Raw genomic sequence first — 25469 nt, forward strand, 5'->3', positions numbered from 1 at the left:
TTTCGATCCCCCGGGGGTAACGTGAATTCTGACCCAGCCACACACAGCGTCGATACGCGCTTGCCCGCATGGCAACTCGTGCTGTTCGGCTTGCAGCATGTCCTGTCGATGGCGGCTTCGCCCGTCACCGCGGTTTTTCTGGTGTCACGGATGCTGGCGCTTTCACCGGGCATGACCGTGCAACTGATCGGCGCGACTTTCTTTGCCTGCGGTGCCGGCACGCTGCTGCAATCGCTCGGGGCCGGGTCGATCGGTTCACGGCTGCCCTTCGTGATGGTGCCGGGTGGCGCGCCCGCCATGCTGTTCGCCGTGATCGCCATGCAGACGGACCTGCGCACGGCCGCGGGCGCGGCGATTCTCACCAGCCTGTTCTACTGGCTCGTGTTGCCGGTATTCGCGCGCTGCCTGCGCTTTTTTCCGCGTGTCGTGGTGGGGACGATGCTGCTGCTCGTCTCGGTGAGTCTCATCAAGATCTACGCGGGGATTGTCGTCGGCCAAGCGGGAACGCCCGGCTTCGCGCGACCGCAGTCGTTGGGTCTCGCGCTGCTCACGATCGTGGCCACGCTGGCCGTGGCGCGTCTGTTCAAGGGCACGGCGGGACGGCTCGCCGTGCTGCTAGGTCTCGCGATCGGTACCTGTGCCGGCTGGGCAGCCGGACTGATGCCGGCGGGCGGCATGTGGGCCGGTCCAATTTTCACGTTGCCGGTCTTGCTGCCTTTCGGCATGCCGCGCTTCGATGTGCTCGCCGCGCTGCCAATGCTGATTTTCAGCGTTATTTCGATGGCCGAGGCAACCGGGCAGACGGTGGCCGTCGGCGAGATCACCGGCAAGAAGATCGACATGCGCCGCGACGTGCCGAGAACGATTCGCGGCGATGCGGTGGCGTCGCTGCTCGGCTCGCTGCTGGGTACCTCGCTCATCATCACGAGCGCGGAGAATATCGGTGTCGTGCAGACCACCGGCGTGCGCTCGCGCTATGTGACCGCGACGGCCGGTGCGATGCTGATGGTCATCGCGCTGTTTGCGCCGCTCGGACGCTTCGCCTACGCGATTCCCGCGCCGGTGGTGGGCGGCACGGCACTGATCGTATTCGCGATGATCGGTGTGATGGGCGTGAACCTGCTCGGCAAGGTCGACCTGCATGCACGCGGCAATCAGTACACGCTTGCTGCCGCGCTGGTGGTGGGCCTGCTGCCGATTCTTGTTCCCAACGTGTATGCGTCGTTCCCCGGCTATTCGCAGATCATATTGGGCAACGGCATGGCCGCGGGGACACTCACCGCAATCGTCGTCAATCTGGTGTTTGGCGCATGGCGTGTGAGTCCTGTGGAAAAGGTCCAGGCAATCTGATCGCGGGTTTCAGTTCCTGCTTTGGTTTTTAGCTTTTAACGCAAGCCCTCGCAGTTCTCCCTCAAACGCTTCAATCCTTTTTCCATGAAAACCAATTTCGCTTTCCGCGCGACGGATGTCGCGTGCATGGCCGCGCTCGTCGTTTCCACCGCGGCCAACGCCCAGAGTAGTGTGACGCTGTATGGAAGTCTCGACGCGGGCCTTGGCTACGTGAGCAATCTGCACGGCGCTCATGCTTATATCGCCGAGCAGGGCACCTTTCAGGCTGACCGCTTCGGCTTCCAGGGCGTCGAAGATATCGGCGCGGGCCGTTCGGTGGTATTCAGGCTCGAAAGCGGTTTCGTCACGACAACCGGTGCGTCCGCCAGTAGCAGCACCTTTTTCAATCGTCAGGCCTACGTAGGGATGTCCGATCCGATGTTCGGCACCGTGACGCTCGGCCGCCAGACCGACTGGAATTTCGATTGGCTCGGCTCGGTGTCGACCGGTCAACTGCTTGGCGACTTTTCCGCATTTCACCCCGGCAATCTCGACGGCCTTGGAAGCACCTTGCCGGTACAACTGTCGAGTACGGTGAAATGGAAAAGCGCGAACTACAGCGGATTGAGTTTCGGCGCGCTGTACGGTTTTCCCGGCGCTTCGGCCAGCAACACGAATGGGCGGACCATCAGCTTCGGCGCCAACTATACGAATGGGCCGCTCAAGCTGGTGGCGGTCTACTCCGAATACCGCGATCGTTTGTTGCCGCTCTCAAACGGGCTGGGTCTGACTTCGTTCGAAGGACAAACGCTCGCACCCGGCGCGAACTTCAACGCGAAACAGGTGCGCGACGCGGGGATCGGCGGCTCGTACCGCTTCGAACGCGTGACGCTGCATGCACTCGCCACGGATGTGAGGATTCAGTCGGACCGTGGCAGCGAGCACTTTCGCACCGTGGACGGCGGCGTCAACGTGCGCCTGACACCGGCGGAAGAAATCGCGGCGGGGGCCTGGTCCGCGACGCTCGCCGGGCATCGCTGGACGCAACTTACTGTGGCGAACGTGTACTCGCTGTCGAAAACGACCCAAGTCTACGCGGACTTGATGTTCGAGACTGCCGGTGGCGGGGCCGTGGCGAACACGCTTGGGATCGGCGCGTCGTCGGGTGGCAGGCAGACAGTGTTTCTGAGCGGGATACATCACCTGTTCTGATTTGAACGTGAGGCGATGCTGATCGAAATATTGAGTATTGCGAAAATGCGTGTGCGTTGTAATAAATATTTCGCAATGTATGGGTATATGGGTCGCGCAATTAAAGCGACGGTCCGTAAATATAATATTCAGGTATAAATAAAAGCCCAGTGAAATGGAAATGAATCGATATTGTTATGTAAGCGATCTTTTAAAATCCTGGTGAGTCCGTCAAATCGGCCTGTAAGCCTTATCGGGTGCTGATATTCTGGCTCGGGCGGGGCGCTTCCGGGCGTCATTCAATACAAAAATATTAAGCAGACAAAACAGAAATCAACAGACAAAACGGCTGCCTTGATAAAACGCACACGGCATATTGCAATTGGAAATTTAACGGTTATGATGGCGTCTCCGTGAGGCGGTTTCTCGAATGATCGCTCTACGGAGGCGGCAGAAATATTTGCCGGGCATTCGGGCTGGAGGGGGTAATTAATGCTTCCCGCGCAGATAGACTAAATCGAGGAGACGATATGCTGAGTCCCCATGAATTCGCTACCTTAATGCTCATCAAGAACGCGCCGGATCAGATTGAACTGGGCCGCGCCGAGCTCGACGCCCTGATCGAGCGACAACTCATATCACTGGAAAACCTCGCGTCGGGACGCTCACGTCCTCAGATCACCAGCGCAGGAGATTCCATTCTTAAGGCGGTCGCCCGGATGCGCTAGGCATCGGCGATATCTGCTGCGATTTATTCACTATCGCGATCCACCGAAATCTGTCAGCCCGTCCGGGCGGGCGTTCGCGCGTCGGATCGAAATCTGAGGAATTCAACCATGACTCTATTGAGTCCCGAGCAGGCTGCCGCCACCAAGATCAACGTCGACACGTTCTTTGAGGTGGGCGGAAAGATTTATGAGGGTGTCGAAAAACTGGCCGCACTGAACTTGCAGGCGCTCAGGGCCACGCTGGCCGAGACGCAGGAGAACGTGAGCCAGGTGTCCAGTGCCAGCGAGCCGCAGCAAGGGTTCACGCTGGCGGCAGATTTCGCCGGGCCCTGGGCGGAAAAATCGCTGTCGTACGGCCGGCAGGTGTTCGACATCGCCGCGGCCACGCAGGCTGAAGTCACGCAACTCGCCCAGGCTTACTACGAGCGATATAACAATCGCGTGCAGACCCTCGTTGAAGATGCGGCGAAACATGCTCCCTCAGGGTCCGAAGCCGCGATCGCTGCGTGGAGATCGGCGATTGCCGCTACCACGACCCTGTGTGAAACACTGCAGAAAACGGGACAACAGGCCGTGAAGATGGCGGAGAGTAATCTCGAGGCGGTCACCGCCACAGCGTCAAAAGCGGCACGAAGCAATGCCGAACAGACTCCCGTAGCCGCAAGCACGAAGCGATAGCAGTGACGCGGGCAGCAATGCCTGCGGTGAACGCGTTTGCCCGGCTATATCGCGACGAAGATGGTGATGGCCGTGCCCGAAGAAATCCGCGAGACGAAGATCATTCCGCAGATTCCGGTCGGCCGCCTCGGAGAACCCGACGAAGTTGCCGCACTCGTGCTGTACCTGTGCTCGCGCGAAGCGGGTTTCGTGACCGGTGCCAACATTGCCATCAACGGAGGGCAACACCTGCAGTGAAGCTGGCCGTTCCGCCATGGAGGTTGCGATGAGTGAAGCAGTGGGAATCGTGATGGGTTCGTTCGTGCTGGCGATGGCACCCGTGTTCGTCGCCGCTCATTATTACCGGGAGCAGATGCATCGAAAACGGCTCAGGAAACTGGATCATTTTCACTACTGGCCGTACTGGAGCAAGGGGCGGCCGGATCGCGCCAATCAACGCACGCGCGGCAGGTGAGGGTGTGCCGGCGGCTGGAACCTATTACATCCGAGGTAATTGGCGAGCCGCACGCACACGCCTAATCTTCGGTCATCGCGCCACTCATCCCGAGCGGCGCATACGATCGAGGACCTGTCATGTCGACCTTCCAGATTCATACGATTGATTCCGCACCCGAACAATCCCGGCCGGTGCTGCGGCAACTCCAGCAGAACTTCGGCCTTATCCCCAACATTGCGGGAGCCATGGCTGAATCGCCGGTGCTGATCGGCGGCTTCATCGGTATCTTCCAGAAAGTCCACTCGGGCACGTTTACGGAAGCGCAGATCCAGACCCTGTTGCTGACTAACGCGGTGACGAACGCGTGCTCGTGGGCCGTTGCGTTTCACACGGCTCTTGCACTGAAAGAGGGGCTTTCATCCGCCGATGTCGAAGCGATTCGCGACGGCCGCGCGCCTGCCGACAAGAAACACGCGGCGCTCTCGACGCTGACGAAAACGGCGATCGAAAAGCGCGGACACCTGAGCGACCATGAAGTGAACCAGTTTATCGAGGCAGGTTTCCGCAAGGACCAGGTGCTCGAGGTTCTCACGGTGCTGGCTGCTTCCGCGATCACGAACTACACCGGCAACATCACGAAGCCGGCACTCGAAGCGCCTTTCCAGGAGCACGCCTGGACCGCCCCGGTCCCGTCTCGCTGAGCCGTTCAGTAACAGGGAAGGGAGTATGCTGATCGACGCGGTTCGAACCACCGCGTGGCGCCGGACATCCACGGATGTTCCGGCGCCACCGCTCATCCAACCCGATCTGTACCGACTTGCGAAAAATAGACCGATGAATCCCGCGAATCCCGAACGGAAGACGCCGTCGAATGAACTTGGCGCGTTGTTGCGTCACTGGAGAGACATGCGCGGCCTCAGCCAGTTGGACTTATCGTTCAACGCGGGCGTCTCGCAGCGGCACATCAGCTTTGTCGAAAGCGGCCGCAGCGTGCCGAGCCGTCAGATGCTGCTGGATCTCGCCCAGGCGCTCGATATTCCTCTGCGCGAGCGCAACACGCTGCTACTGGCGGCAGGCTACGCGCCGATGTATGCCGACAGCGCGTGGAATGCACAGGAAATGCGGAGTGTCACCAGCGCACTCGAGCGCATGCTGCGACAGCATGAGCCGTTTCCCGCGCTCGTGATGGATCGCTACTGGAACGTGCTGATGACCAACGAATCGGCGCCGCATTTCTTCAATTGCTTTATCGACATGGCGGCGCGCAAGGGGCCGCGCAATATGCTGCATCTGATTTTCGATCCGGACGGCATGCGGCCGTTCGTGGCCGATTGGCAAACAGTGGCGGATAGCCTGATTCAGCGTGTCTATCGGGAGTCGGTCGGCCGTGTGGTCGACGATCAGACACGCGAGTTGCTTGCCGCGTTGCGTGCCTATCCGGACGTGAAACCGGACGTGAAACCGGACGTGAAATCTTCCCAGGACTCACTGGGAGCCGGCGCCGCGACAGCAGGCATGCCGGTAATACCCATTGGCTTCGTCAAGGACGGCAAGGTCCTCAACTACTTTTCAATGGTCGCCACCGTGGGCACACCACGCACCGTCGCCGCGCAGGAACTGCGTATCGAATGCATGTTCCCCGCGGACGACGAAACGGAAGCACGGCATCTTGAACTGATCAACGCGCTCCCGCAACAGCACTAAGCCTCGTCAGAACCGATGCCGCAAGCCAATACTGACGATCGCCTGCGACTGCGTATCCGACGAGTGGCCGTTGCCCTTGTCGCTGACCGATGCGGTTGCCGCGACCGGATTGCCGAGCGCATCCAGCGTGACACCGGACGCGTGCTGATAGCCGCCCATCAGATACACCGTGGAGCGCTTCGACATGTTGTATTGCGCGCCGAGCGTGACGTTGTGATATTGCGCACGCTCGTCAACACCTTGCACCTCGCCGCCACGCGTGTAGCTATAGCCCGCGAACAGTTGCACGGCCGGGCGGATGGTCCACTGTCCGAATACGCCCGCGACGTTGAACGTTGCATGCCCGTTGAACAATGAATCGGCACCCGAGCGGTACTGCACATTGCTGTAGTTCACGCCGAGAATGGCCGGTCCGAAGTTGTACGTCGCGCCCGCGGCGATGATCTGTTGCGATTGCGCGCTCGCGTAACCTTCATTGATCGACGAATTGAACAGGCCGTCGTCGGTGCCGCTCCATTTGCCGTACGTCGAATCCTTCGTCCCGCTCTTGCTGTTGTCCGAACGCTCATAGCCGACACCCACATGCAACGGGCCATTGCCGTACCCGGCGCCCACGCTCCACGTGTTCTGCTGCTTCAGGCTCCCCGGCTGACCGCCGAACCCATACAACGCGCCGAACGTGAAGCCCGAGTAGTTCGCGCTCGTGTACTTGACCGAGTTGTTGACCCGCGCGGTCTGATCGAGATCGTCGATGTCGCCCGGATGCGCGCCATAGCCGCCGACCATCGCGACCGGCGCAACCGGCGCGACGAAGTCGTTCAGCGACGTGTACTGGCGGCCGAGCGTGACCGTGCCGTATTGCTGGCTGCCAATCCCGACGAACGCCTGACGGCCGAACAGCCCGCCGTTCTGGCCGGTCTTGCCGTTCGTAATGTCGAAACCGTCCTCCAGCAGGAACAGGGCGTTCCAGCCGCCGCCCAGGTCTTCCTGACCCTTGATGCCGAAGCGGCTGCCGGAGAGGTTGCCGCTCGTCATCGCGACGTTCGAGTGTCCCGAGTAAGCGCCGGTGGTGCCGGTGCGTTCGTTGCTGCGATACGTGATACCCGCATCGACGATGCCGTACAGCATGACGGAACTCTGCGCGGACGCGATACCCGCGAAAGACAACAACAGGGGTGCAGCAAGCAAGTGCTTTTTCATCGTAGTGGTAACTTGGTTGGATCGTCGATCTCAGGTCGCCTGCATGGCGATCTCTCTTTTTTTCCGCGCACACGCAGTCCGCTCCTGAACAACGGAGCAGACTGCGGGAAGCGGGGGAAGCGGCTTGCGCGATTTCTGGCGGCGCGGGCTTATCGGCTTAGTGAAGCGCCGGGAGGCATCTCGGGCGCAGTCACCTTAACGGTCTTGCGGACCTTCGCGACATCCGCGGCGCTGACCGTCGAACCGGTATTGCCCCAGCTAGTGCGCACGAAGTTCGTGACGTCGGCGACTTCCTGATCGTTCAGACGCCAGCCGAAAGGCGGCATCGTGAACGAGGACGGCGCGGTCTTCGTGCCTTCGAGCGTGTTGCCGGTCAGCAGCACGTGAATCAGCGAGGTCGCGTCCTTGCCCTGCACGACCGGATTGCCGCCCAGTGCCGGGAAAACGCGCGTGTAACCACGGCCGTCGCTGCGGTGGCAGGCGGTGCAGTTGTCGCGGTAGACGGCGGCGCCGGGAGCCGTAGCGTCGCCGGTACGCAGCGCGTGAGCGGCCGTATCGTTGTACACGTACGGCGTTTCCTGCGGATCGGTAGACGGCAGCGTCTTCAGGTAGCGCGCGATCGCGCTCAGGTCGGCGTCACTCATGTGCTGCATGCTGTGCTGAACGACGTCGGTCATACCGCCGAATGCCGCGCTGTGCTGGGTGCGTCCGGTCTTCAGGAACTGCACGAGATCGGCCTCGCTCCATCCGCCGATGCCGGTACGCGGGTTGCCGCGCAGGCTCGACGGAACCCAGCCGTCGATAGCCGCGCCGCCGGCAAGAAATTCGCTGCCGTCCAGATCGCTCAACGCGCGCTCCTGCATCGTCACCGCACGCGGCGTGTGGCAGGCGCCGCAGTGGCCGAGACCCTGCACGAGGTACGCACCGCGTGCCACCACCGGATCGGCATAGTGCTGTGCGTCGAACGTCACGGGATCCGGCGCGAACAGATGACGCCAGATGCCGAGCGGCCAGCGCATCGACAGCGGCCAGACGATATCGACCGCACGGTTCGCCTGGTTCACCGGCGCGACACCGTGAGTGAAGTACGCGTACAACGCGTGCATGTCGTCGTCGCTCAGGCGCGCATACGACGGGTACGGCATCGCCGGATACAGCGTGTCGCCGTTCGGCCGCACGCCCGCGCGCACCGCGCGATCGAACTGCGCAAAGGTCCACGAGCCGATACCGGTGTCGCGATCGGGTGTGATGTTAGTCGAGTAGATCGCGCCGATCGGCGTGTCGAATTTCAGGCCGCCCGCGAACGGTTTGCCCGATTGCGCCGTGTGACACGCAATGCAATCGCCGGCACGCGCGAGGTATTCGCCGTGCGCGATCAACGCAGCGTCGGCGGATTGCGGCTGATTGGCTGCCGGAGTTGCCGCTTGCACGGCGAGCGGTGCGCACAGCGTCGCAACGGCGCAAACAGACGCCGCGCTTACGCGCTTGAATGCCTGTCCCAGGCGTTGGATGTCGATTTTCTTCATACGCTCACCAGCGGCCCGGGGTTCTTCAGATACTGCTCGCGGATCGCGCGCGCCGACCAGTAGGCAAGCGCGGCGACGAGGCCGGTCGGGTTGTAGCCGATGCCTTGCGGGAATGCCGACGCGCCCATCACGAACACGTTGTGCACGTCCCAGCTCTGCAGATAACGGTTCAGCACGCTGGTCTTCGGATCGGTGCCCATAATCGCGCCACCCACCAGGTGAGTCGTCTGATAGCGGCGCGAATCGAAGTGCGCGCCGAATTCGCGCGTGTAGACGCCGATGGACTTCGGCCCCATCTGTTGCGCGATCTTGTGCATCTGCCCGGTCACGTATTGCGCCATCTTGATGTCGTTGTCCTTCCAGTCGAAGGTCATGCGCAGCAGCGGCTGGCCGTATGAATCGCGATAGGTCGGATCGAGATCGAGGAACACGTCGCGGTACGACATGTTGGAGCCGTGCGCATCCATCGAAACGGTGTGCGCATAGTGGTCCTTCACCGATTTCTTCCAGTCCACGCCCCAGTTCGGCGTGCCGGCCGGTGTCGCGATGCCGCTGATCGGCTTGGTGCCGGCCTGGTTCACCCACAAAGGCGAGCCGCCGACGAAACCGAGTGGACCGTGATCGAAGTTGTCGGCGTTGAAGTCGTCCACCGCGACGCCATTGCCGCCCGCGCCGATGAATGGATTGGTGAAGGTGTCCTTGTCGAAGAACGCCGTGATCGTCGAGAGGTTCTGATATGCGAAATTGCGGCCGACCACGCCTTCGCCCGAGATCGGGTCATACGGCTTGCCGATGCCCGACAGCAGAAGCAGATGCACGTTGTGATACTGGAACGCCGCGACGATCACGAGATCGGCGGGTTGAAAGACTTCGTTGCCCGCCGGATCGACGTACGTCACGCCCTTGGCGCGCTTTTTCGTATCGTCGAGTTCGACGCGCAGCACGTGGCAGCGCGAACGCAGTTCGAAGTTCGGCAACGGCTTCAGCGCGGGCAGAATGTTCAGATTCGGCGAGGCCTTCGAATACATGTAGCACGCGTAGCCGCTGCAGAATCCGCAGAAGTTGCACGGCCCCATCTGCACACCATATGGGTTCGTGTACGGACCCGACGTATTCGCCGAGGGCAGGCGGTACGGGTGCAGCCCGAGTTCATGCGCGGCCTTGCCGAAGCGCTCGGCCGAGTAAGTGTTCAACTGCGCGGGAAGCGGGAAGTTGTCGCTGCGCGGCGCGTCGAACACGTTGCCGTCGCCGACTATCTTGCCGTTGACCTTATAAGCCTGGCCGGAGGTGCCGAACACCTTCTCGGCGAAGTCGAAATGCGGTTCGAGTTCTTCGTAGCTGACGCCGTAATCCTGGATCGTCATGCCTTCCGGAATGAAGCGCTTGCCGTAGCGTTCTTCATAGTGGCTCTTCAGACGCAGTTCTTCCGGCGTGATGCGGAAATGCACGCCCGACCAATGCAGACCGGCGCCGCCAACGCCTTCGCCCGGCAGGAACGCGGCAAGCTGACGATAAGGCAGCGCCGTTTCGCCGACGTTATGACGGATCGAGACGGTGGTCTTCGAAAGATCGAGGAACAGCTTCTTGCGAATGTTGTAGGTCAGCTCGTCGATCGTGTTCGGGTACGCGCCGTCCGGATAGGTGTCGCGATACTCGCCGCGTTCGAGCGCGACCACGTTGAGGCCGGCTTCGGTGAGTTCCTTCGCGAGGATCGCACCGGTCCAGCCGAAGCCGATGATTACCGCGTCGGCGTGGGGTTTGGTTTGCGTGGTCATCAGGTGCGCTTTCCTTCGATCGACACGGGGCCATACGGATAGGCCTGGCCGTCCTGGTTGACGAAGTCCATAAAATCGGCGCGCGCGCCGGGGAAGCCGATCATCTTCCATCCGCCCATGTCGCGATTGCCGCCGTGGATCGGGTCGCAGAAGTAGCCTTCGCGGGTGTTTTGCAGCAACTGGCCGAAGAAAACGGTAGCCGGGACGTCCGCCAGATCGATCTTTCCGGTCTCGAGCGCGGCGAGCACGGTGTCACGCGTGGGCGCGTCGAGGGCGTCGAACGGATGCGAATAGGTTTTGGTGCAATAGGCGTTCACCGCGGCGATGCCCAGCCGGTACAGATCGCGCGGCACGAGCTTCAACTGGTAGCCGAGCTCCGGCGCGCCTTGCTGGAAGGGGCCCTGCATGTACCAGAGCGCGCCGTGCGCGTACGGCGTGTCCATCTGCCGGTCGATGAATTCGGGCACACCGGCTTCGAGCGCTCCGGGGCCTTCGCTGTCGGCGGGGATCAGACGGTCGACCGCCGCGTGGACGAAGGCCCATTCCTTCGCGTCGAAGAAATGTGGCTTGTAGTCGGCACCGGAAGCCTGGCCTGCGGTAGCTGCGCCGCTCGCGCCCTGGGCGGCCGTGTCCGCCTGCTTGACTTCGCAGCCGGCGAGCGTTCCGGCGGGAACCAGCGCGATGGCCGTGCGTAAGAAGCCGCGGCGGGAGGTAAGAGGAGATTGAGCCATATTGTTCTTTGTCACGAGAAGGGAGCGCGCCATGACGCTCCGAGGCAGTCGTCGGATTGCGGCGTCATGGTAAATGGAACCGGTTCCAAAGTGTTTCTACTTTTTTACAATAAGCTGTTTCCTGAAGTGATTAAATGCTGCTTTTTGACAAAAAGCGCTTTTAAATCATAGGTGTTTTTTAGCCAGTGTGGCCTGCGGGTGCAGCGGCGGGCCGGAGTTGAAACTGACGCGAAAAAGCGACGCTTCGGGCTGCACGCGGCAAAGGAAGCCTTCCTGGTGGCATGCCGGCGCCGCTCGCCGGCCTGCCCGACCCTCCCGAGAGGTGCTTTGGCGAATCAGCCAACGCACGTCACAATCGAGGGATTCCCCGCCAGGCGAGCCCATGGAAAACCTTCTGAAGAAACTCGATCTCACCTCGCTGCGCCTGTTCGTCGCCGTCTGCCAGGAGCAGAACATCGCGCGCGCGGCCGAGCGCGAGTTCATTGCGTCGTCCGCCGTGAGCCGGCGCATTGCCGAGATCGAGGCGCTGATCGGCTTACCGGTGATCCAGCGGCAGTCGCGCGGCATTACGGTGACGCCGGTCGGCGAAACCGTGCTGCGCTATGCGCTGGCGATCATCGGCAGCATCGAACAGATGAGCGCGGAGTTGTCGCGTTTTTCGTCGGGGGCGAAGGGGCGGGTGCGGGTGGTGGCGAATCTTTCGTCGATCGTGCAGTTCTTGCCCGAAGACGTAGCGGCATTCGGGCGGGTGTTCCCGGAGGTGTCGATCGAACTGGAGGAGGAGAACAGCGCGGACGTGCTGCGGATAGTCGGCGAACATGGCGCGGACTTTGGCATCTGCAACCCGGTGGCGGGCAGTGAAGCCTTCGAGCAGGTGCTGTATCGGGAAGATCGCCTCGCGGTGCTGGTGCCGTACGGTCATCGTCTCGCTGACGCGTCGCACGTGGCGTTCGAGGCCTTGCTCGACGACAGCTTTGTCGGCCTGCGCAGCGAGAGCGCGCTGACCCAGTTGCTTGCGCAGCAGGCGGTGGCCGGCGCGGGACGGCAGATCGACGTGAAGATCCGCGTCAGCAGCCTCGACGCGCTGTGCCGGATGGTCCATGCCGGCCTCGGCATCGCGATCGTGCCGGAGCAAGTGGGGCTGCTCTACGTGAATGCGCTCGACGTGCGTCTGCTGTCCCTGAGCGATGCCTGGGCGTTACGGCGTCTCGTCATGATCTTCAAGTCGCGCGACCAGTTAAGCGCGAGCGCGGCGGCGCTTGTCGGCTTCCTCGGCGGCGGGGCCTAGCCGGGCGATCAGGCCGGCACCGCGACCGGCGCCGAGCCGTCCCCTGTATCCAGCATTCGCACGGCGAATCCAAAGCATCGCTCGATCAGCGCCGGCTGCATGATGTCGTGTGGCGAGCCTTGCGCGATGATCGTGCCATCCGCCAGCAACGCGATTGCGTCCGCATAGCGGGCGGCGAGGTTCGGGTCGTGCACGATCGCGAGTGCGCCGATGTGCCAGCGGCGCGTCAACGCTTTTACGGTTTCGAGCAAACGATGTTGATGCGCAAGATCGAGCGCGGCGGTCGGCTCGTCGAGCAGGAGATAGCGTGGCGCTTCATCCGCCCTGTCTCCCGCCATGCCGGCACGCGGCCAGATTTGCGCAAGCACACGTGCAAACTGCACACGGGCGAGTTCGCCGCCGGACAGCGTGGTGATCTCGCGACCCGTCAGTGGCCCGGCGCCGGCGAGCGTCAGCGCCTCGGCGACGATCCTGCGATCTTCGCGCGATACCGCGCCACTCGTCGCATGTGGATAACGGCCGAGCAACACGATTTCTTCGACGGTGAAGGGAAACACCGGGTTCGACGCTTGCGGCAGCACGGCTCGCAGCCGCGCCAGATGCTTCGGCGAGAGGTCGGCCAGCGCCGCGCCGTTGAGCGTGGTCGATCCGCTCTGCTGGGCGGCGTCGCTTGAACCATGGCCATGAAATTCGCCTGCCAGCGCTTTCAGCAGGGTGCTTTTTCCGGCGCCATTGCAGCCGAGCAGCGTGGTCAGGCGCCCTGGCTCGATCGTCAGCGAAAGATCGCGCAGGATGGACCGGTTGCCGCGTGTGATGCAAAGGTGGCTGGTGATGAGCATCGCATGCTCTCCGTCATGAAGTCAGGGACATCTGCATGTTTCACAGACCGAGTTGGCTGCGGCTGCGCCACAACAACGCAAGGAAGAAGGGCGCGCCGATCAGCGCGGTCAGAATGCCGAGCGGTACTTCAGCGGGCGCGGCGACGGTGCGCGCGGCCAGATCCGCGAGCACGGTCAGCGTCGCGCCGAGCAGCATCGCGCCGGGCATCACTACGCGCTGGTCGGGACCGCACGCGAGCCGCACGCAATGCGGCGCCACGAGGCCGATGAAACCGATGACCCCGGTGCACGACACTAACGCGCCTACCCCCAGGGCCGACGCCACCAGCACCGTGCGCTTGACCGCCTGAGCCGGTACGCCGAGATGCTGCGCTTCGGCTTCGCCGAGTTGCAGCGCGTTCAGTGCATGGCCGTTGCGCGCGATCAGCGCGGCGCCGATCAGCACGAATGGCGCGACCGCGGCGAGTACGCGCCACTGGGCGCCGCCCAGACTGCCCAGGCTCCAGAAGGTGAGCGAGCGCAGTTGCGCATCGTCGGCGAGATAGGTGAGCAGGCCAATCGCCGCGCCTGCCAGCGCGTTGATCGCGATGCCGGCGAGCAGCAGCAGCGGCAGTGCGAGTCTGCCGCGCGCGGCGGCGAGCCGGTACACCAGCGTCGCCACGAGCAGCGCGCCGATGAACGCGGCGACCGGCAGCCAGCCGAGGCTTACGGCGCCGATCACGGGACCGAGCACGATCAGCGTCGCCGCGCCGAGCGCCGCGCCACTGGAAATGCCGATCAGCCCGGGGTCGGCCAGTGGATTGCGAAACAGTGCCTGCAACGCACTGCCGGCTGAGCCGAAACCCGCACCGACCAGCAAGGCCAGCAGCACGCGCGGCAGACGAATTTCCAGCAGGACCGCGCGGGCCTGCTGAAGCGACGCATCGCTCGCCAGCTCGGCGGGGTTTGCGAGCAACGCGGACCAGACCAGCGCAGGGCTGATTCGATAAGCGCCGATGCAGATCGCCGCGAGCGTCGCCAGCCCGGTCGCGATGCCGAGCGCGCCCAGCACGAGGCGCGCCGCGCGCCGCCGCCGTTCGGCGAGCGTGCGCGGCGGGGCGGATGCGAACGCAGCGATTTCCGTATCCATCACGCCTCCACGAGCCGCTGGTTCAGTGTGGTCACGGCGCCCGGCAGGCGGGGGCCGAAGCCGAGCAGGAACAGCGCGTCGAGCGCCACGACGCGTTTGTTCTGTCCCGCGGGCGTCGCGGCGAAACCTGGGCTTGCCAGCATGGCCGCCGCGCCACCCACCGCGCTCAGCCCTTCGTCGGTCGTCAGAATCAGGTCGGGCGCGGCGCTCACCAGCGCTTCGGCCGAGAGCGGCCGGTAACCGTTGAAACCCTGCATCGCGTTGCGCGCACCGGCATACGCGAGCATCGCGTCGGCGGCAGTGCGCTGACCCGCGACCATCGCCGCATTGCCGGTGTGATTCAGCACGAACAGCACGCGCAGCGGCTGTTTGCGCGTGGCCAGTGGCGAGCTGGTGACCGTGTCGCGGGCGCGCTGCCATTCGTCGTCGAAACGGGCGCGGAGCGCGTCGCCTTGCGGTTTCGCATCGAGCGCCGTCGCGATGCCGGTAATCTTGTCGCGCACACTGCCGGCATCGTGCTGCTCGGCGAACGATACGACGCTGACGCCCGCCTGTTTGACTTGCGCAAGCACGTTGGGCGGTCCCGCCTCCTCGGAGGCCAGGATCAGATCGGGCCGTAGAGACAGCAAACCTTCCGCCGACAACGCGCGCTGATAGCCGACCTTCGGCAACGCGCGCGCGGCGGCGGGGTAACTGCAGGTCGTATCCGCACCGACCAGCAGGTTGCTCGCGCCGCCTTGCGTACCTTGTGCGCCCAGCGCGTAGACGATCTCGGCGAGCGCGCCGCCGACCACGATCACGCGCCGCTGCGGCTGGGCGAACGCGCGCGGCGGCAGCGCACCGAGCAACAATGCGGCGCCGCCGAACATGAGGCGGCGCCGCTGCCGGCCGATGCGGCTGCGGCTCATTTCGTCGTTCGTTTTGCCGTTCGTTTGGCCGCTCATGTGGCCGCTCACGCTGCCGCTCCGTTTTCGAGTGGCGCGATGCCGGCGATCAACTCGCGCCAGCCCTCGAGTTCAGGGGTGCCGGGTTTGCGTGCGCCGAACAGCATGGCGATGTTCTCGCCGTTGGCGTCGAACAGTTCGAGCGACGTGACGATGCCGTCGCTGGTCGGCTTGCGTACGACCCATGCGCTCGCAATCAGATCGCCGCGCAGATGCAGATTGAAGCCCGGGTCGAGCACGTTGACCCATGGTCCCATCAGACGGATATTTTTGACGGGGCCGGTATGGATCTGGATCATGCCGCGATTGCCGACGAATACCATGATCGGCAGCGCGCTATCGGCGGCGCGTTCGAGCAGGCCTTGCAGCGCGTCGTTGGCGACCGGATACGCGTAGCGGCGTTCGGCCAGCCGCAGCGCCTGGGTGCGAGCGAGGCCGAACTTGCGCAGCAGACCGAAGAACTGATGCGTATCCGTCATCGCGTGCCACGCGGCCTGAAACGCGGGGACGTCGATATCGCTGTCCAGATTCAGAGCGGGCGGTGCGACAGGGTCGCCGAGCCTGAGCCCCGGCGTCTGGTCGCGCATTTGCCAACGCTCCACGAAGGCGTCGAAGGCGGCGTGATTGCTGTGTTCCCGCAGAAACACCTTGTGCACGGCATGACCTTGCGAATCGAAGAATTGCAGGCTCTTCTGCACGCCGTGCGCGGTTTCCTCGCGCACCGCGAAACCCGAGGCCCACGCGTGATAGAACACCCGCAGATCGATCGCGCTGCCGAGCACGAGACCGACCGTGCCGTCGTGACTCATATCCTCGTAGGTGCCATCTTTTTCGTGGACGGCGGCTTCATTGCGCGTGAGCGCCATCACCGCGCCCAGTTGCGGCATCTGTTCGAACAGTTCGACAAAGCGCGCCTCGAGCCGCACCACATGCTCGCCGACGAACGCGGCGAGCGCCTCGCCTTCGCTAATGCCGAGCGCGTGCGCTGCCTCGCGGTTGCGCAACTTCTGCGCGCTCTTCAGGTTGAGAAAATCATGACGCAACTGATGCAATGAAGCTGCGTCGTTAGGAGCGGAATTCAGCATGATGGGTGCCTCGCAATGCCGGATGACGGGTTGAAAGAGGAGAAAGCGGTATGGGTGCGCAGCATCAGAAATCCATCTTCATGCTGACCGACACATTGCGGCCGGGCGCCGTATAGGCGTCCTTGACCGGCGACGAATCGGCAATGCCGCGCACGTCCGACCAGTTCCAGTACTTGCGGTCGAACAGATTGAATACGCCGAGATAGGCGACCACGTGTTTGTTGAAGCGATAGCCGCCGCGCAGGTCGACCACGAACGAGGAGCCCGGTGCGAAACAGGTCTGCGAAGAGCAACTCTTTGGCGTGATGTCGCTCGATTTTTTCGCCGCCTGGAACAGCAGATCGGCTTGTGCGAACCAGCGTTCGCCCGGTTCATAGCGAATGCCGAACACCGCCGAAAACGGGTTGATCGTGTCGAGCGGCTGGCTGGCGGCGTTGCCGCTGTCCAGGCTGCCCTTGGTGAAAGCCATCGCGGTCTTGAGCGAGAAGCCGTGCGGCAGCGCCCATTCCGCGCGTCCTTCCAGACCGTGAATGTAGGCCTTGGAAAAGTTGACGTACTGGAACACCAGTGGATCGTTGGGGCGTCCGCTGCCGCCCACGGTTTGCTGCGAGATGAAGTCGCGATAGCGGCCGGCGAAGATCGCCGCGCTGTAGCGCAGCGGACCGAACCCGGTGCCGAGCTTGCCGCGCAAACCGGCTTCGATGGTGTCGCTGGTTTCCGGTTTCAGGTTTGGATTGCCGATCGAGGTATAGCCATAGAGCGGATTGGCGAAGCTGTTGTTCACCTGGTCCGGCGCCGGGGCGCGGAAGCCATGCGCATACTGTGCGTATGGAATCAGCGCGGGCGACACTTCGTATAGCACGGCCAGACGCGGCGACAACGCGTTGTCGCTCGATGAAACCGGGGTGCCCAGATACTGCGGATCGCCGGTTTTCGCGCTTAGCTTGTAGGTGTCGAAGCGCAAGCCCGGTGTGACGGTCAACGCGCCGTAGCTGATCTGATCCTGAATGAACGCGCCGAGCAGACGGTAGTCGGTATCGGGGAACGGTTTGTTCGGGAACGCGGCCTCGCCCACGCCCGGCACGGTGCCGTCACGCATCGCGCTCACGCGATCGAGACTGCCGTCGCCGCCATAGAGCAGCTTGTGCGAAAGAATCCCCGTCTGGAAGTTGCTCTCCGCAAATGCCGATCCGCCGAACACACGCTCGCCATAGTGACTCAGGCGGGTGCGCGACGCCGAGGAGCCGCGCGTCTCGTACGAGTTCTGATCCTGCCACGCATCCTGGTAGTACACCTGAATATGCGCTGTCTGGAAAAAGCGGGCAGCGTTGTTATTGAAGTCGTAGTCGAGGCTATAGCGGTTGCGTTCGAGCTTGTCGTTGCCGGTCAGGGCGAGTGTGGTGGGGGGATTGACGGCCGACAGCACGTTCGAATCGATCCGCTGGCGTACGGTTTCGGCGGTGAATTTGAAAGTATCGTGCGCGGTCGGCTTGACGACGAGCTTGCCGAGCAGCGTTTCAGAGTAGGTGTCCTGGGGATTCGCCGTGGTGCGCTTCGTGCTGGCGGAGTTGTTGGTCCCCTGGTTGTCCACTTCATGGCCGCGCCGGCCGTCGGCGATCAGCATGCCCTGGATCATGTCGTTGCCGCCGGCTGCCTGTACGGTCGCGCCGAAGCTGCGATCGGTCGAGTCATAGCTCGGGCGCAGCGAAAAATAGGTGCGCTTGTTGTAGATGTCGAGCAGATCCTGCGGATCCTTGGTCAGGAAGTTCACTGCGCCGGTTAGCCCATCGCTGCCATATAGCGCCGATGCCGGGCCGCGCAGAATCTCGATGCGCTTGAGCGTGCCGAGATCGGCGTAGTCGCCGCGACCCGCTTCGAGCGGGCCGAAGGTGAACGAATAGGGCAGGCGGATGCCGTCTTCCAGCAGCAGGATACGGTTGCCTTCGAGGCCGCGGATATTGATGCTCGAATCGTTGTCGCGGCCACCGCCCAGCGCGGCCGACGAGGGCCGGTAAGGCGCGCGGCGCACCGTGACGCCGGGCTCGTAGCGCAAGGCGTCCTTGATGTTTTCGGACTGCTGTTCTTCGAGGTCTTCGTCCGTGATGACCGATACCGATGCGGCGGTGCGGCTCTGGACCGTAGCGGTGCGCGTGGCGGTGACGGTTACCGGGTCCAGCGAGCGCGCCGACGCGAGATAGAGCGGTGCTTTAGCCGGCTGGGTCGATGGTGGCTGTTGAGCCTGCTGGGCCGATGGCGCGGCCTGGGTCGCCAGTGACGCGGCGCGGTCCTGAGCTTGCGTGGTATCCGCTGCGTGAGCCGGCTGCGCGGCCCATAGTCCGACGACGCCAAAAACGCCGGACAGCATGGCGCACAGCGGACGTCGCGCTGTATTGAGGTGATGCACGTGTGGTTCTCCCGATCAAACAAGCCCGTAGCTGGCTGGGTGACGAGAAGCACCTGGCTGGCAGTTCGCAACGATGTGCGGACTGTGTATGTGAATTGGATAAATAGAGGTAACGAAAGCCTTACAAATTTATTGTAAATGAGAATCAATGTCAATTGAGTGGGCGTAAATTTCTGCGAAGTGTTGTTTGAAAGAGGCTGGGGCGAGTGCTGTCCGGCGTGAATGGTCGGGCGCCGATCATCGCCAAACGAGACGTCTGCGTTGCTCGACCAGCACTTCGGCATCGCCGATATGCGCCGTATAGTGAGTGCAAGGAGAATGCTGATGAGCGACACGATTCGTCTGGACGGCCGCGTGCTGTACCTGTCCCAGGACCCCGCTGTGATCGAGGCACAACTGGCGGGCGAAAACTTCACGCGTGCGAGCGCCGGCCCGCTGCGCGACAACGTCTCGACCGACGAAATCACACCGGTCACCGTCATGCTCACCTATGACGAACGCCTCGGCCAGTATCCGTACGTGGGCTTCAAGGCGGGTGAGCGTCTGCCGGTTGGTCGCAATGCGGTCAAGGACGCCGGTTTTCAGGTAACGGTGGCGGGCAAGCGCTACGGCAAGGGCTCTTCGCGTGAATCGAGTCCATTGGCGGAGTTGTCGGCGGGCATCCGCCTGATCGTTGCCGAGAGTTTCGAGCGCATCTATCAGCAGAATTGCGACAACATCGGTATCCTTACTACCAACGATTTCTCCGTGCTCGACCGTCTGATCGCGGGAGAGGCGGTGCCGATCGACGAGTTTCTCAAAGGCCGCGACGCGCTCACGCAGCAGATCATTCGCAGCGGCGGATTGCTCGCGTACAGCAAGTTCGCCGATTGGCCCGCGCCGCGTGTACGGAGCGTGGAGAATACCGCTTCTGCGGCAGGCGCGGCCGAGCCGAAGACGCTGGTCGAGAAGATCATCGAGCGTCATCTTCATCCTGGCATCGAGCGCGCGCAGCGCGGCGACGGTGTGTTCATCGCCGCCGACTGGCGCTTCAGCCACGACTACTTCACCGGCATGTGCGCGCATCTGATGCATCGCGCGTTCGGCAAGCCGGCGCCGCTGCATGCGCCTGATCACATCATCGCGTTTCAGGATCATCTGGTGCTCGCTTCACAAAGCATTCCGCACGTACGTGACGGATTGCTGCCGGGGGTCGCCAATCTGATGGAAGGGCACACGTCGTTCTCGCGCGATTATCCGGTGCGCTCGCACGGCGCGCTCGATAACTCGCCGGGTTCCGAGGGTATCTGTCATGCGCTGATGGCCGAGCAATACGCGTTGCCGGGGCAGGTGGCGTGCGGCACCGATTCGCACACGCCGCATTCGGGCGCGCTCGGCTGCCTCGCATTCGGTGCGGGCGCGACGGAAATCGCCAATAGCTGGGTGACGGGCTATGTGCGCTGCAAAGTGCCGGAAACCTTGCGCATCGAGATCGACGGCGTATTGCGCGACGGCGTGACCGCGAAAGACGTCGTGCTGCATCTGTTGCAGATGGACGCGATCCGCTCGGGCGGTGCGATCGGCCTGGTGTTCGAATACGGCGGCGCGGCGGTGCGCGCAATGTCGATCGACGAACGCGCCACGCTGACCAATATGGTTGCGGAACTGGGTGGCTTCACGGGCATCGTGGAACCGGACCAACGCACGGTGGCGTTTCTGAAGGAGCGTCGCGGGGTCGACTTCAGCCTTGAAAGCTGGATGAAAAGCGATGCCGGCGCCACGTATCGCGACACGATTCGTATCGACGCTACCGCCATCGAACCGATGCTCGCGCGTCCGGGCGATCCGGGCAATGGCGTGCCGGCGCCGCAACTTGAGAACGATGTCGCGATCGATATCGCGTATGGCGGCTCGTGCACGGCAGGCAAACGCGAAGACTTCGACTTCTACCACGAGGTATTGCGTTGGGGTGTGGAGCACGGCATGCATGTACCTGGCAGCACGCGCCTTTTTCTGCAATTCGGCACGATGGCGGTGCGCGCCTATTGTGAGGAACAAGGCTATTTGCCGGTTTTCGAGCGCGCGGGTGTGACGCTCGTGATGCCGGGCTGCGGCTCGTGTGCGAACTGCGGACCGGGGCAGTCGGCCAACGCGAACGAGGTAACGATCAGCGCGATCAACCGCAATTTCCCTGGCCGGTCCGGTCCGGGCAATGTGTGGCTCGCGAGCCCCTACACCGTTGCAGCGAGCGCGCTGGCTGGAAAAATCACCACCTTCGAACAATTGAAGCGCGCACGCGGCTAGAATGCTGGCCGGACCTTGCGGCCCGGCATCGTGGTGCGTGTAATACGCGAAAGTAACCAGAAGGCCGGCACAAGACCGGACCCGGCGAGCATCATCGTGCATCGCCTGCATGAGCGCACTACCAGGAGACAAACAATATGGCATCCCCCGATCACGCCGGGTCGGCCGCGCGCAGCGCCGGCGGTGCGGCGTCTTCCGCAACGGCTACGGCGTCCGCTGCATCCGTGGCGTCGGCTGCGTCTATCACGCTAGACGCCGGCAGCATCTCCGCGCGTCTCGACCGGCTGCCCGCTACGCGCTCCATCTGGAAGCTGGTGGTGTTGCTAAGCCTCGGCTTCTTCTTCGAACTGTACGACCTGCTGTACTCCGGCTATGTCGCGCCCGGCCTCGTCAAAAGCGGCCTGTTGACGGCAACCACGCACGGTCTGTTCGGCTCGACCGGTGTCGCGAGTTTCATCGCCGCGCTGTTCAGCGGGTTGTTCATCGGTACGATCGCGTGCGGTTTTCTGGCGGATCGCTTCGGGCGCCGCGCCGTGTTCACGTACTCGCTGCTGTGGTACACGGCAGCCAACGTCGTGATGGCGTTTCAGGAAACGGCCACGGGTTTGAACTTCTGGCGCTTCGTGGCGGGGATCGGCATCGGCGTCGAACTGGTGACGATCGGCACGTATATCTCGGAGCTGGTACCCAAGCAGATCCGCGGCCGGGCTTTCGCATGCGAACAGGCTGTCGGTTTCACGGCGGTGCCGGTGGTCGCGTTTCTCTCTTACGTGCTGGTGCCGCGCACGCTGCTTGGCCTCGACGGCTGGCGCTGGGTGGTGCTGATCGGCGCGCACGGTGCGCTGTTCGTGTGGTGGATCCGGCGAGCGTTGCCGGAAAGCCCGCGCTGGCTCGCGCAACAAGGGCGTCTTGCCGAAGCCGATCGCGTGATGTGCGAACTTGAAGCGAAGGTGCGCAGCGAATACGGCCGTGAACTGCCGCCGCCCGCAGCGCCGGTGCCAGTTGCGCCGCGCGGCAGCTTCCGCGATATGTGGGTGCCGCCGTACCGCAGCCGTACCGTGATGATGACGCTCTTCAATATTTTCCAGACGGTCGGCTTCTATGGTTTCGCGAACTGGGTGCCGACGCTGCTGATCAAGCAGGGCATTACGATCACCACAAGCCTGATGTACTCGAGCGTGATTGCGCTGGCCGCGCCGATCGGTCCGATAATCGGCCTCTTTATCGGCGACCGCTTCGAGCGCAAGACGGTAATCGTGGTGATGGCGGCCGTGAATATCGTGTGCGGCCTCTGGTTCAGCCAGGCATCCGGCGCGGTGTTGCTGGTGAGCCTCGGGGTGTGTCTGACGCTCGCGGGCAACATCATTTCGTACAGCTTCCATGCGTACCAGACCGAGCTCTTTCCGACCAGCATCCGCGCGCGGGCAGTGGGCTTTGTTTATTCGTGGAGCCGTTTCTCGGCGATTTTCACAGCCTTTCTGATCGCGGCAGTGTTGAAGCACTTCGGTACCACAGGCGTGTTCGTGTTCATCGCCGGTGCGATGCTGATCGTGATGCTGGCGATCGGTCTGATGGGGCCGCGTACGAAGGGTCTGGAGCTGGAGAAGATTTCGAAGTAGAACGAGTCAGAACAACTGTTTCTGCCCCGACATCAACGTCGTAAAATCGTCGCGCAAGAGCGGCAGGATCGCATCCGCAACCGGTTGCAACTGCCGTGTCAGATAGTGTTCGTAGTCGATCGCCGAGCGCAAGGTTTCGAGCGGTTCCGGTCCGGCGGTTGTCATCACATAGCTGATCCAGCCGCCGTTCTGGTATTGCAACGGACGTCCCTGTTGCCGGTTGAACTCGTCGGCCACGCGTGCAGCGCGTACATGCGGCGGCACGTTGCGTTCGTACTCGCCGAGCGAACGGCGCAAGCGCTTGCGGTACACGAGCTGATCGTCCAGTTTTCCCGCCAGCGTATCGCGCACATAGTCGCGCACATAGTCCTGATACGGCTGTTGCCTGAAGATTCGCCCGTAGAGTTCCTGCTGGAACTGCTGGGCAAGCGGCGTCCAATCGGTGCGCACCGTTTCGAGCCCTTTGTAGACAATGTCTTCGCTGCCATCCGGCAAAACAGTCAGCCCGGCATAACGTTTCTTGCTGCCTTCCTCGGCACCGCGAATCGTCGGCATGAAAAAGCGCTTGTAGTGCCGCTCGAATTGCAACTCCAGCGCGCTCTCGAGGCCGAAGCGCGCCTGCAGATTCTGCCGCCATTGCGCATTGATATGCTCGACCAGCGTGCGGCCGATCCGGCTCGCGTCTTCTTCGCTATGCGCGTGCTTCAGCCACACGAACGTCGAATCGGTGTCGCCGTAAATGACCTCATAGCCTTGCGCCTCGATCAGCTCGCGCGTGGCGTGCATGATTTCATGGCCGCGCATTGTGATCGACGACGCGAGGCGCGGGTCGAAGAACCGGCAGCCGGTGGAACCGAGCACGCCGTAGAAGGCGTTCATGATGATCTTCAAGGCCTGCGAAAGTGGCCCGTTGTGCCCGCGTTTGGCGGCTTCGCGTGCCTGCCACACCTGGCCGACGATTGAAGGCAAGCAATGGCGTGTGCGTGAGAAGCGTGCGCCGAGAAAACCCGGTACCGATTGATCGTCGGCGGGATTCAGCATGCCTTCCACGAGTCCTAGCGGGTCGATCAGAAACGTCCGGATGATCGACGGGTACAGGCTCTTGTAGTCGAGCACCAGCACGGAATCGTAGAGGCCGGGCCGCGAATCCATCACGAAGCCACCGGGGCTCGCGGCGCCGGCTACGTCGCCGAGGTTCGGTGCGACGTAACCCTGCCGATGCATGCGCGGCATATATAGATGCGTGAACGCCGCGACCGATCCGCCGCTGCGGTCCGCGGGCAGGCCGGTCACGGTGGCGCGCTCCAGCAGGAACGACAGCAGTTCGGTTTTCGCAAAGATGCGCGTGACCAGCTCGCAATCTTTCAGGTTGTAGCGCGCCAGGGCCGGCTTGTCCTCGTCGAAACGGCGCTGGATTTCGTCCATGCGTTGATAAGGATTGTCGATCGCCTTGCCTTCGCCCAACACGGAACGCGCCACATATTCGAGGCTGAACGAAGGGAAACTCCACGTTGCGGAGCGCAACGCTTCGATACCGTCGATGATCAATCGTCCCGCAGCGCCCGCGAAGAAATGATTCTGTTTATGGCCGTGCTCGCGCCATTCCATCACGGCGCCGCTGCGGCCAAGTCGCAGCGGCACGCGATACTGTTCGGCGTGCTGCTGCAGCACACGCAAATCGAACTGCACAAGGTTCCAGCCGATGATCGCATCGGGGTCGTGCCGTTCCAGCCACGTGTTCAGTTTTTCGAGCAACTGTGCGCGGGTTTCGCAGTATTCGAGGTCGAAGTCGACACCGCCGGCGTCGCCGTTCGGCGGCCCGAGCATATAGACCTGACGCTGTCCGCATCCTTCGAGCGCGATGGAATAGAGTTCGGCGTGCGCGCTGGTTTCGATATCGAGCGACACCAGCTTCAATGACGGACGGTAGTCCGTAGCCGGTTTCAATTCGCCGTTCAGCAGCGGGCCGCCTTGCTGCGCATCGCCGCCGAACCATACCGGCGCGGTGATGAAGCGCTCCATCATGTAGCGCTCGGGCGGGAAGATATCAGCCTCGTAGACGTCGACGCCGCCTTGCTGCAGGCGCTTCTCGAGACCGGTCAATTGCCGGTATTGCGGACAGTAGAGCCCCATGACCGGCCGATGCTGGAAATCGCATAGATCGAGCGGACGCAGATCGAGCGGCGCCTCACGGCGCAGGATCGTTTCCACGCGTTCCCGGTGCGCGGCCGGAATGAAAGCCACTGAAGGCTGAGGGCGCAAGCGGATGTGACGAGGCCCGCCGTCTGTTGCCAGCCAGAAATCCACCTCCGTGCCGGCGGGGGTATCCCGCCAATGTCGGGTCAGAATGAAACCCTGTTCAAGCTCAGTCAAACTGCCACCTCTAAACGGGCGTCATCGCCTGGTTCGATTTTACCGTTATGCGCTTTGGGCCGTGCCGCCACTTTTTCCGTGGCAGCAATGAGTGGCGGGTTCGTTCGGATGGCCGCACTGGATGCAGACGCGCCGCGTAGTCTGTATGATCGTTTTGCAGCGATTCCTTCGGCGCGGATCATGCGCCGGTCAAGCCCATCAGAAACG

General features: G+C 62.8%; 20 protein-coding genes and 1 pseudogene. 11 read left to right on the top strand and 10 right to left on the bottom strand.

Annotation, left to right across the window (positions count from 1 at the left end):
* Positions 1–21 precede the first annotated feature (21 nt).
* The 8 genes and pseudogenes from GH665_RS27520 to GH665_RS27555 all read left to right on the top strand — a co-directional run bounded on the left by GH665_RS27520 (position 22) and on the right by GH665_RS27555 (position 6066).
* The gene (locus GH665_RS27520; protein WP_153140399.1) at positions 22–1350 is read left to right on the top strand and encodes a uracil-xanthine permease family protein; all 1329 of its coding nucleotides are present in this window, start codon (positions 22–24) and stop codon (positions 1348–1350) included.
* Between the two features lie 84 nt (positions 1351–1434).
* The gene (locus tag GH665_RS27525) at positions 1435–2541 is read left to right on the top strand and encodes a porin (RefSeq protein ID WP_153140400.1); all 1107 of its coding nucleotides are present in this window, start codon (positions 1435–1437) and stop codon (positions 2539–2541) included.
* 509 nt (positions 2542–3050) lie between these two features.
* Positions 3051–3248, top strand: a complete 198-nt coding sequence (locus GH665_RS27530) for a hypothetical protein (RefSeq protein ID WP_153140401.1) — start codon at positions 3051–3053, stop codon at positions 3246–3248.
* A 108-nt stretch (positions 3249–3356) separates the two neighbouring features.
* Positions 3357–3926: a TIGR01841 family phasin gene (gene phaP, locus GH665_RS27535; RefSeq protein ID WP_153140402.1), complete on the top strand. Its 570-nt coding sequence runs from the start codon at positions 3357–3359 to the stop codon at positions 3924–3926.
* A 39-nt stretch (positions 3927–3965) separates the two neighbouring features.
* Positions 3966–4163: pseudogene (locus tag GH665_RS27540) on the top strand (SDR family oxidoreductase); the annotation flags it as partial.
* Between the two features lie 28 nt (positions 4164–4191).
* Positions 4192–4380: a hypothetical protein gene (locus GH665_RS27545; protein WP_246216382.1), complete on the top strand. Its 189-nt coding sequence runs from the start codon at positions 4192–4194 to the stop codon at positions 4378–4380.
* Between the two features lie 119 nt (positions 4381–4499).
* The gene (locus tag GH665_RS27550; RefSeq protein ID WP_153140404.1) at positions 4500–5063 is read left to right on the top strand and encodes a carboxymuconolactone decarboxylase family protein; all 564 of its coding nucleotides are present in this window, start codon (positions 4500–4502) and stop codon (positions 5061–5063) included.
* Between the two features lie 133 nt (positions 5064–5196).
* Positions 5197–6066, top strand: coding sequence for a helix-turn-helix domain-containing protein (locus GH665_RS27555; RefSeq protein ID WP_153140405.1), 870 nt, complete (start codon positions 5197–5199; stop codon positions 6064–6066).
* A 6-nt stretch (positions 6067–6072) separates the two neighbouring features.
* On the opposite strand, the gene GH665_RS27560 is transcribed toward GH665_RS27555, so the two are convergent.
* From GH665_RS27560 to GH665_RS27575, 4 genes are all read right to left on the bottom strand, one after another.
* Positions 6073–7266 (bottom strand): porin, encoded by a 1194-nt coding sequence (locus GH665_RS27560; RefSeq protein ID WP_153140406.1) that lies wholly within the window; start codon positions 7264–7266, stop codon positions 6073–6075.
* A 149-nt stretch (positions 7267–7415) separates the two neighbouring features.
* Positions 7416–8792, bottom strand: coding sequence for a c-type cytochrome (locus tag GH665_RS27565; protein WP_153140407.1), 1377 nt, complete (start codon positions 8790–8792; stop codon positions 7416–7418).
* A complete protein-coding gene (locus tag GH665_RS27570; protein WP_153140408.1) occupies positions 8789–10567 on the bottom strand; it encodes a GMC family oxidoreductase in 1779 nt (592 codons plus the stop codon). Before GH665_RS27570 ends, GH665_RS27565 begins: the two co-directional genes overlap by 4 nt.
* A complete protein-coding gene (locus GH665_RS27575; protein WP_246216383.1) occupies positions 10567–11331 on the bottom strand; it encodes a gluconate 2-dehydrogenase subunit 3 family protein in 765 nt (254 codons plus the stop codon). Before GH665_RS27575 ends, GH665_RS27570 begins: the two co-directional genes overlap by 1 nt.
* A gap of 349 nt (positions 11332–11680) precedes the next feature.
* Between GH665_RS27575 and GH665_RS27580 the strand changes: the two genes are divergently transcribed.
* A complete protein-coding gene (locus tag GH665_RS27580) occupies positions 11681–12586 on the top strand; it encodes a LysR family transcriptional regulator (protein ID WP_153140409.1) in 906 nt (301 codons plus the stop codon).
* A gap of 8 nt (positions 12587–12594) precedes the next feature.
* Here GH665_RS27580 and GH665_RS27585 read toward each other — a convergent pair whose 3' ends face one another.
* The 5 genes from GH665_RS27585 to GH665_RS27605 form a co-directional block, all read right to left on the bottom strand.
* Entirely contained in the window at positions 12595–13425 is an 831-nt protein-coding gene (locus GH665_RS27585; protein ID WP_153140410.1) for a heme ABC transporter ATP-binding protein, read from the bottom strand.
* A gap of 40 nt (positions 13426–13465) precedes the next feature.
* Positions 13466–14554, bottom strand: coding sequence for a FecCD family ABC transporter permease (locus tag GH665_RS27590; protein WP_153140411.1), 1089 nt, complete (start codon positions 14552–14554; stop codon positions 13466–13468).
* On the bottom strand, positions 14554–15462 hold the full coding sequence (locus tag GH665_RS39225) for a heme/hemin ABC transporter substrate-binding protein (RefSeq protein ID WP_153142326.1): 909 nt from the start codon (positions 15460–15462) through the stop codon (positions 14554–14556). The genes GH665_RS27590 and GH665_RS39225 overlap by 1 nt, the downstream gene beginning before the upstream one ends.
* 44 nt (positions 15463–15506) lie before the next feature.
* Positions 15507–16583: a hemin-degrading factor gene (locus GH665_RS27600; protein ID WP_153140412.1), complete on the bottom strand. Its 1077-nt coding sequence runs from the start codon at positions 16581–16583 to the stop codon at positions 15507–15509.
* Between the two features lie 64 nt (positions 16584–16647).
* Positions 16648–18948, bottom strand: a complete 2301-nt coding sequence (locus GH665_RS27605) for a TonB-dependent hemoglobin/transferrin/lactoferrin family receptor (RefSeq protein ID WP_153142327.1) — start codon at positions 18946–18948, stop codon at positions 16648–16650.
* Positions 18949–19311: 363 nt separating this feature from the next.
* Here GH665_RS27605 and GH665_RS27610 point away from each other — a divergent pair, with 363 nt between their 5' ends.
* Positions 19312–21270: an aconitase family protein gene (locus tag GH665_RS27610; RefSeq protein ID WP_153140413.1), complete on the top strand. Its 1959-nt coding sequence runs from the start codon at positions 19312–19314 to the stop codon at positions 21268–21270.
* Between the two features lie 137 nt (positions 21271–21407).
* Entirely contained in the window at positions 21408–22889 is a 1482-nt protein-coding gene (locus tag GH665_RS27615) for an MFS transporter (RefSeq protein ID WP_153140414.1), read from the top strand.
* A gap of 6 nt (positions 22890–22895) precedes the next feature.
* Here the strand turns inward: GH665_RS27615 and GH665_RS27620 are convergent, their stop codons facing one another.
* Positions 22896–25262, bottom strand: a complete 2367-nt coding sequence (locus GH665_RS27620; RefSeq protein ID WP_153140415.1) for a DNA polymerase II — start codon at positions 25260–25262, stop codon at positions 22896–22898.
* Between the last annotated feature and the right edge of the window lie 207 nt (positions 25263–25469).

This window comes from Paraburkholderia agricolaris (genome assembly GCF_009455635.1).
Lineage (GTDB): Bacteria > Pseudomonadota > Gammaproteobacteria > Burkholderiales > Burkholderiaceae > Paraburkholderia > Paraburkholderia agricolaris.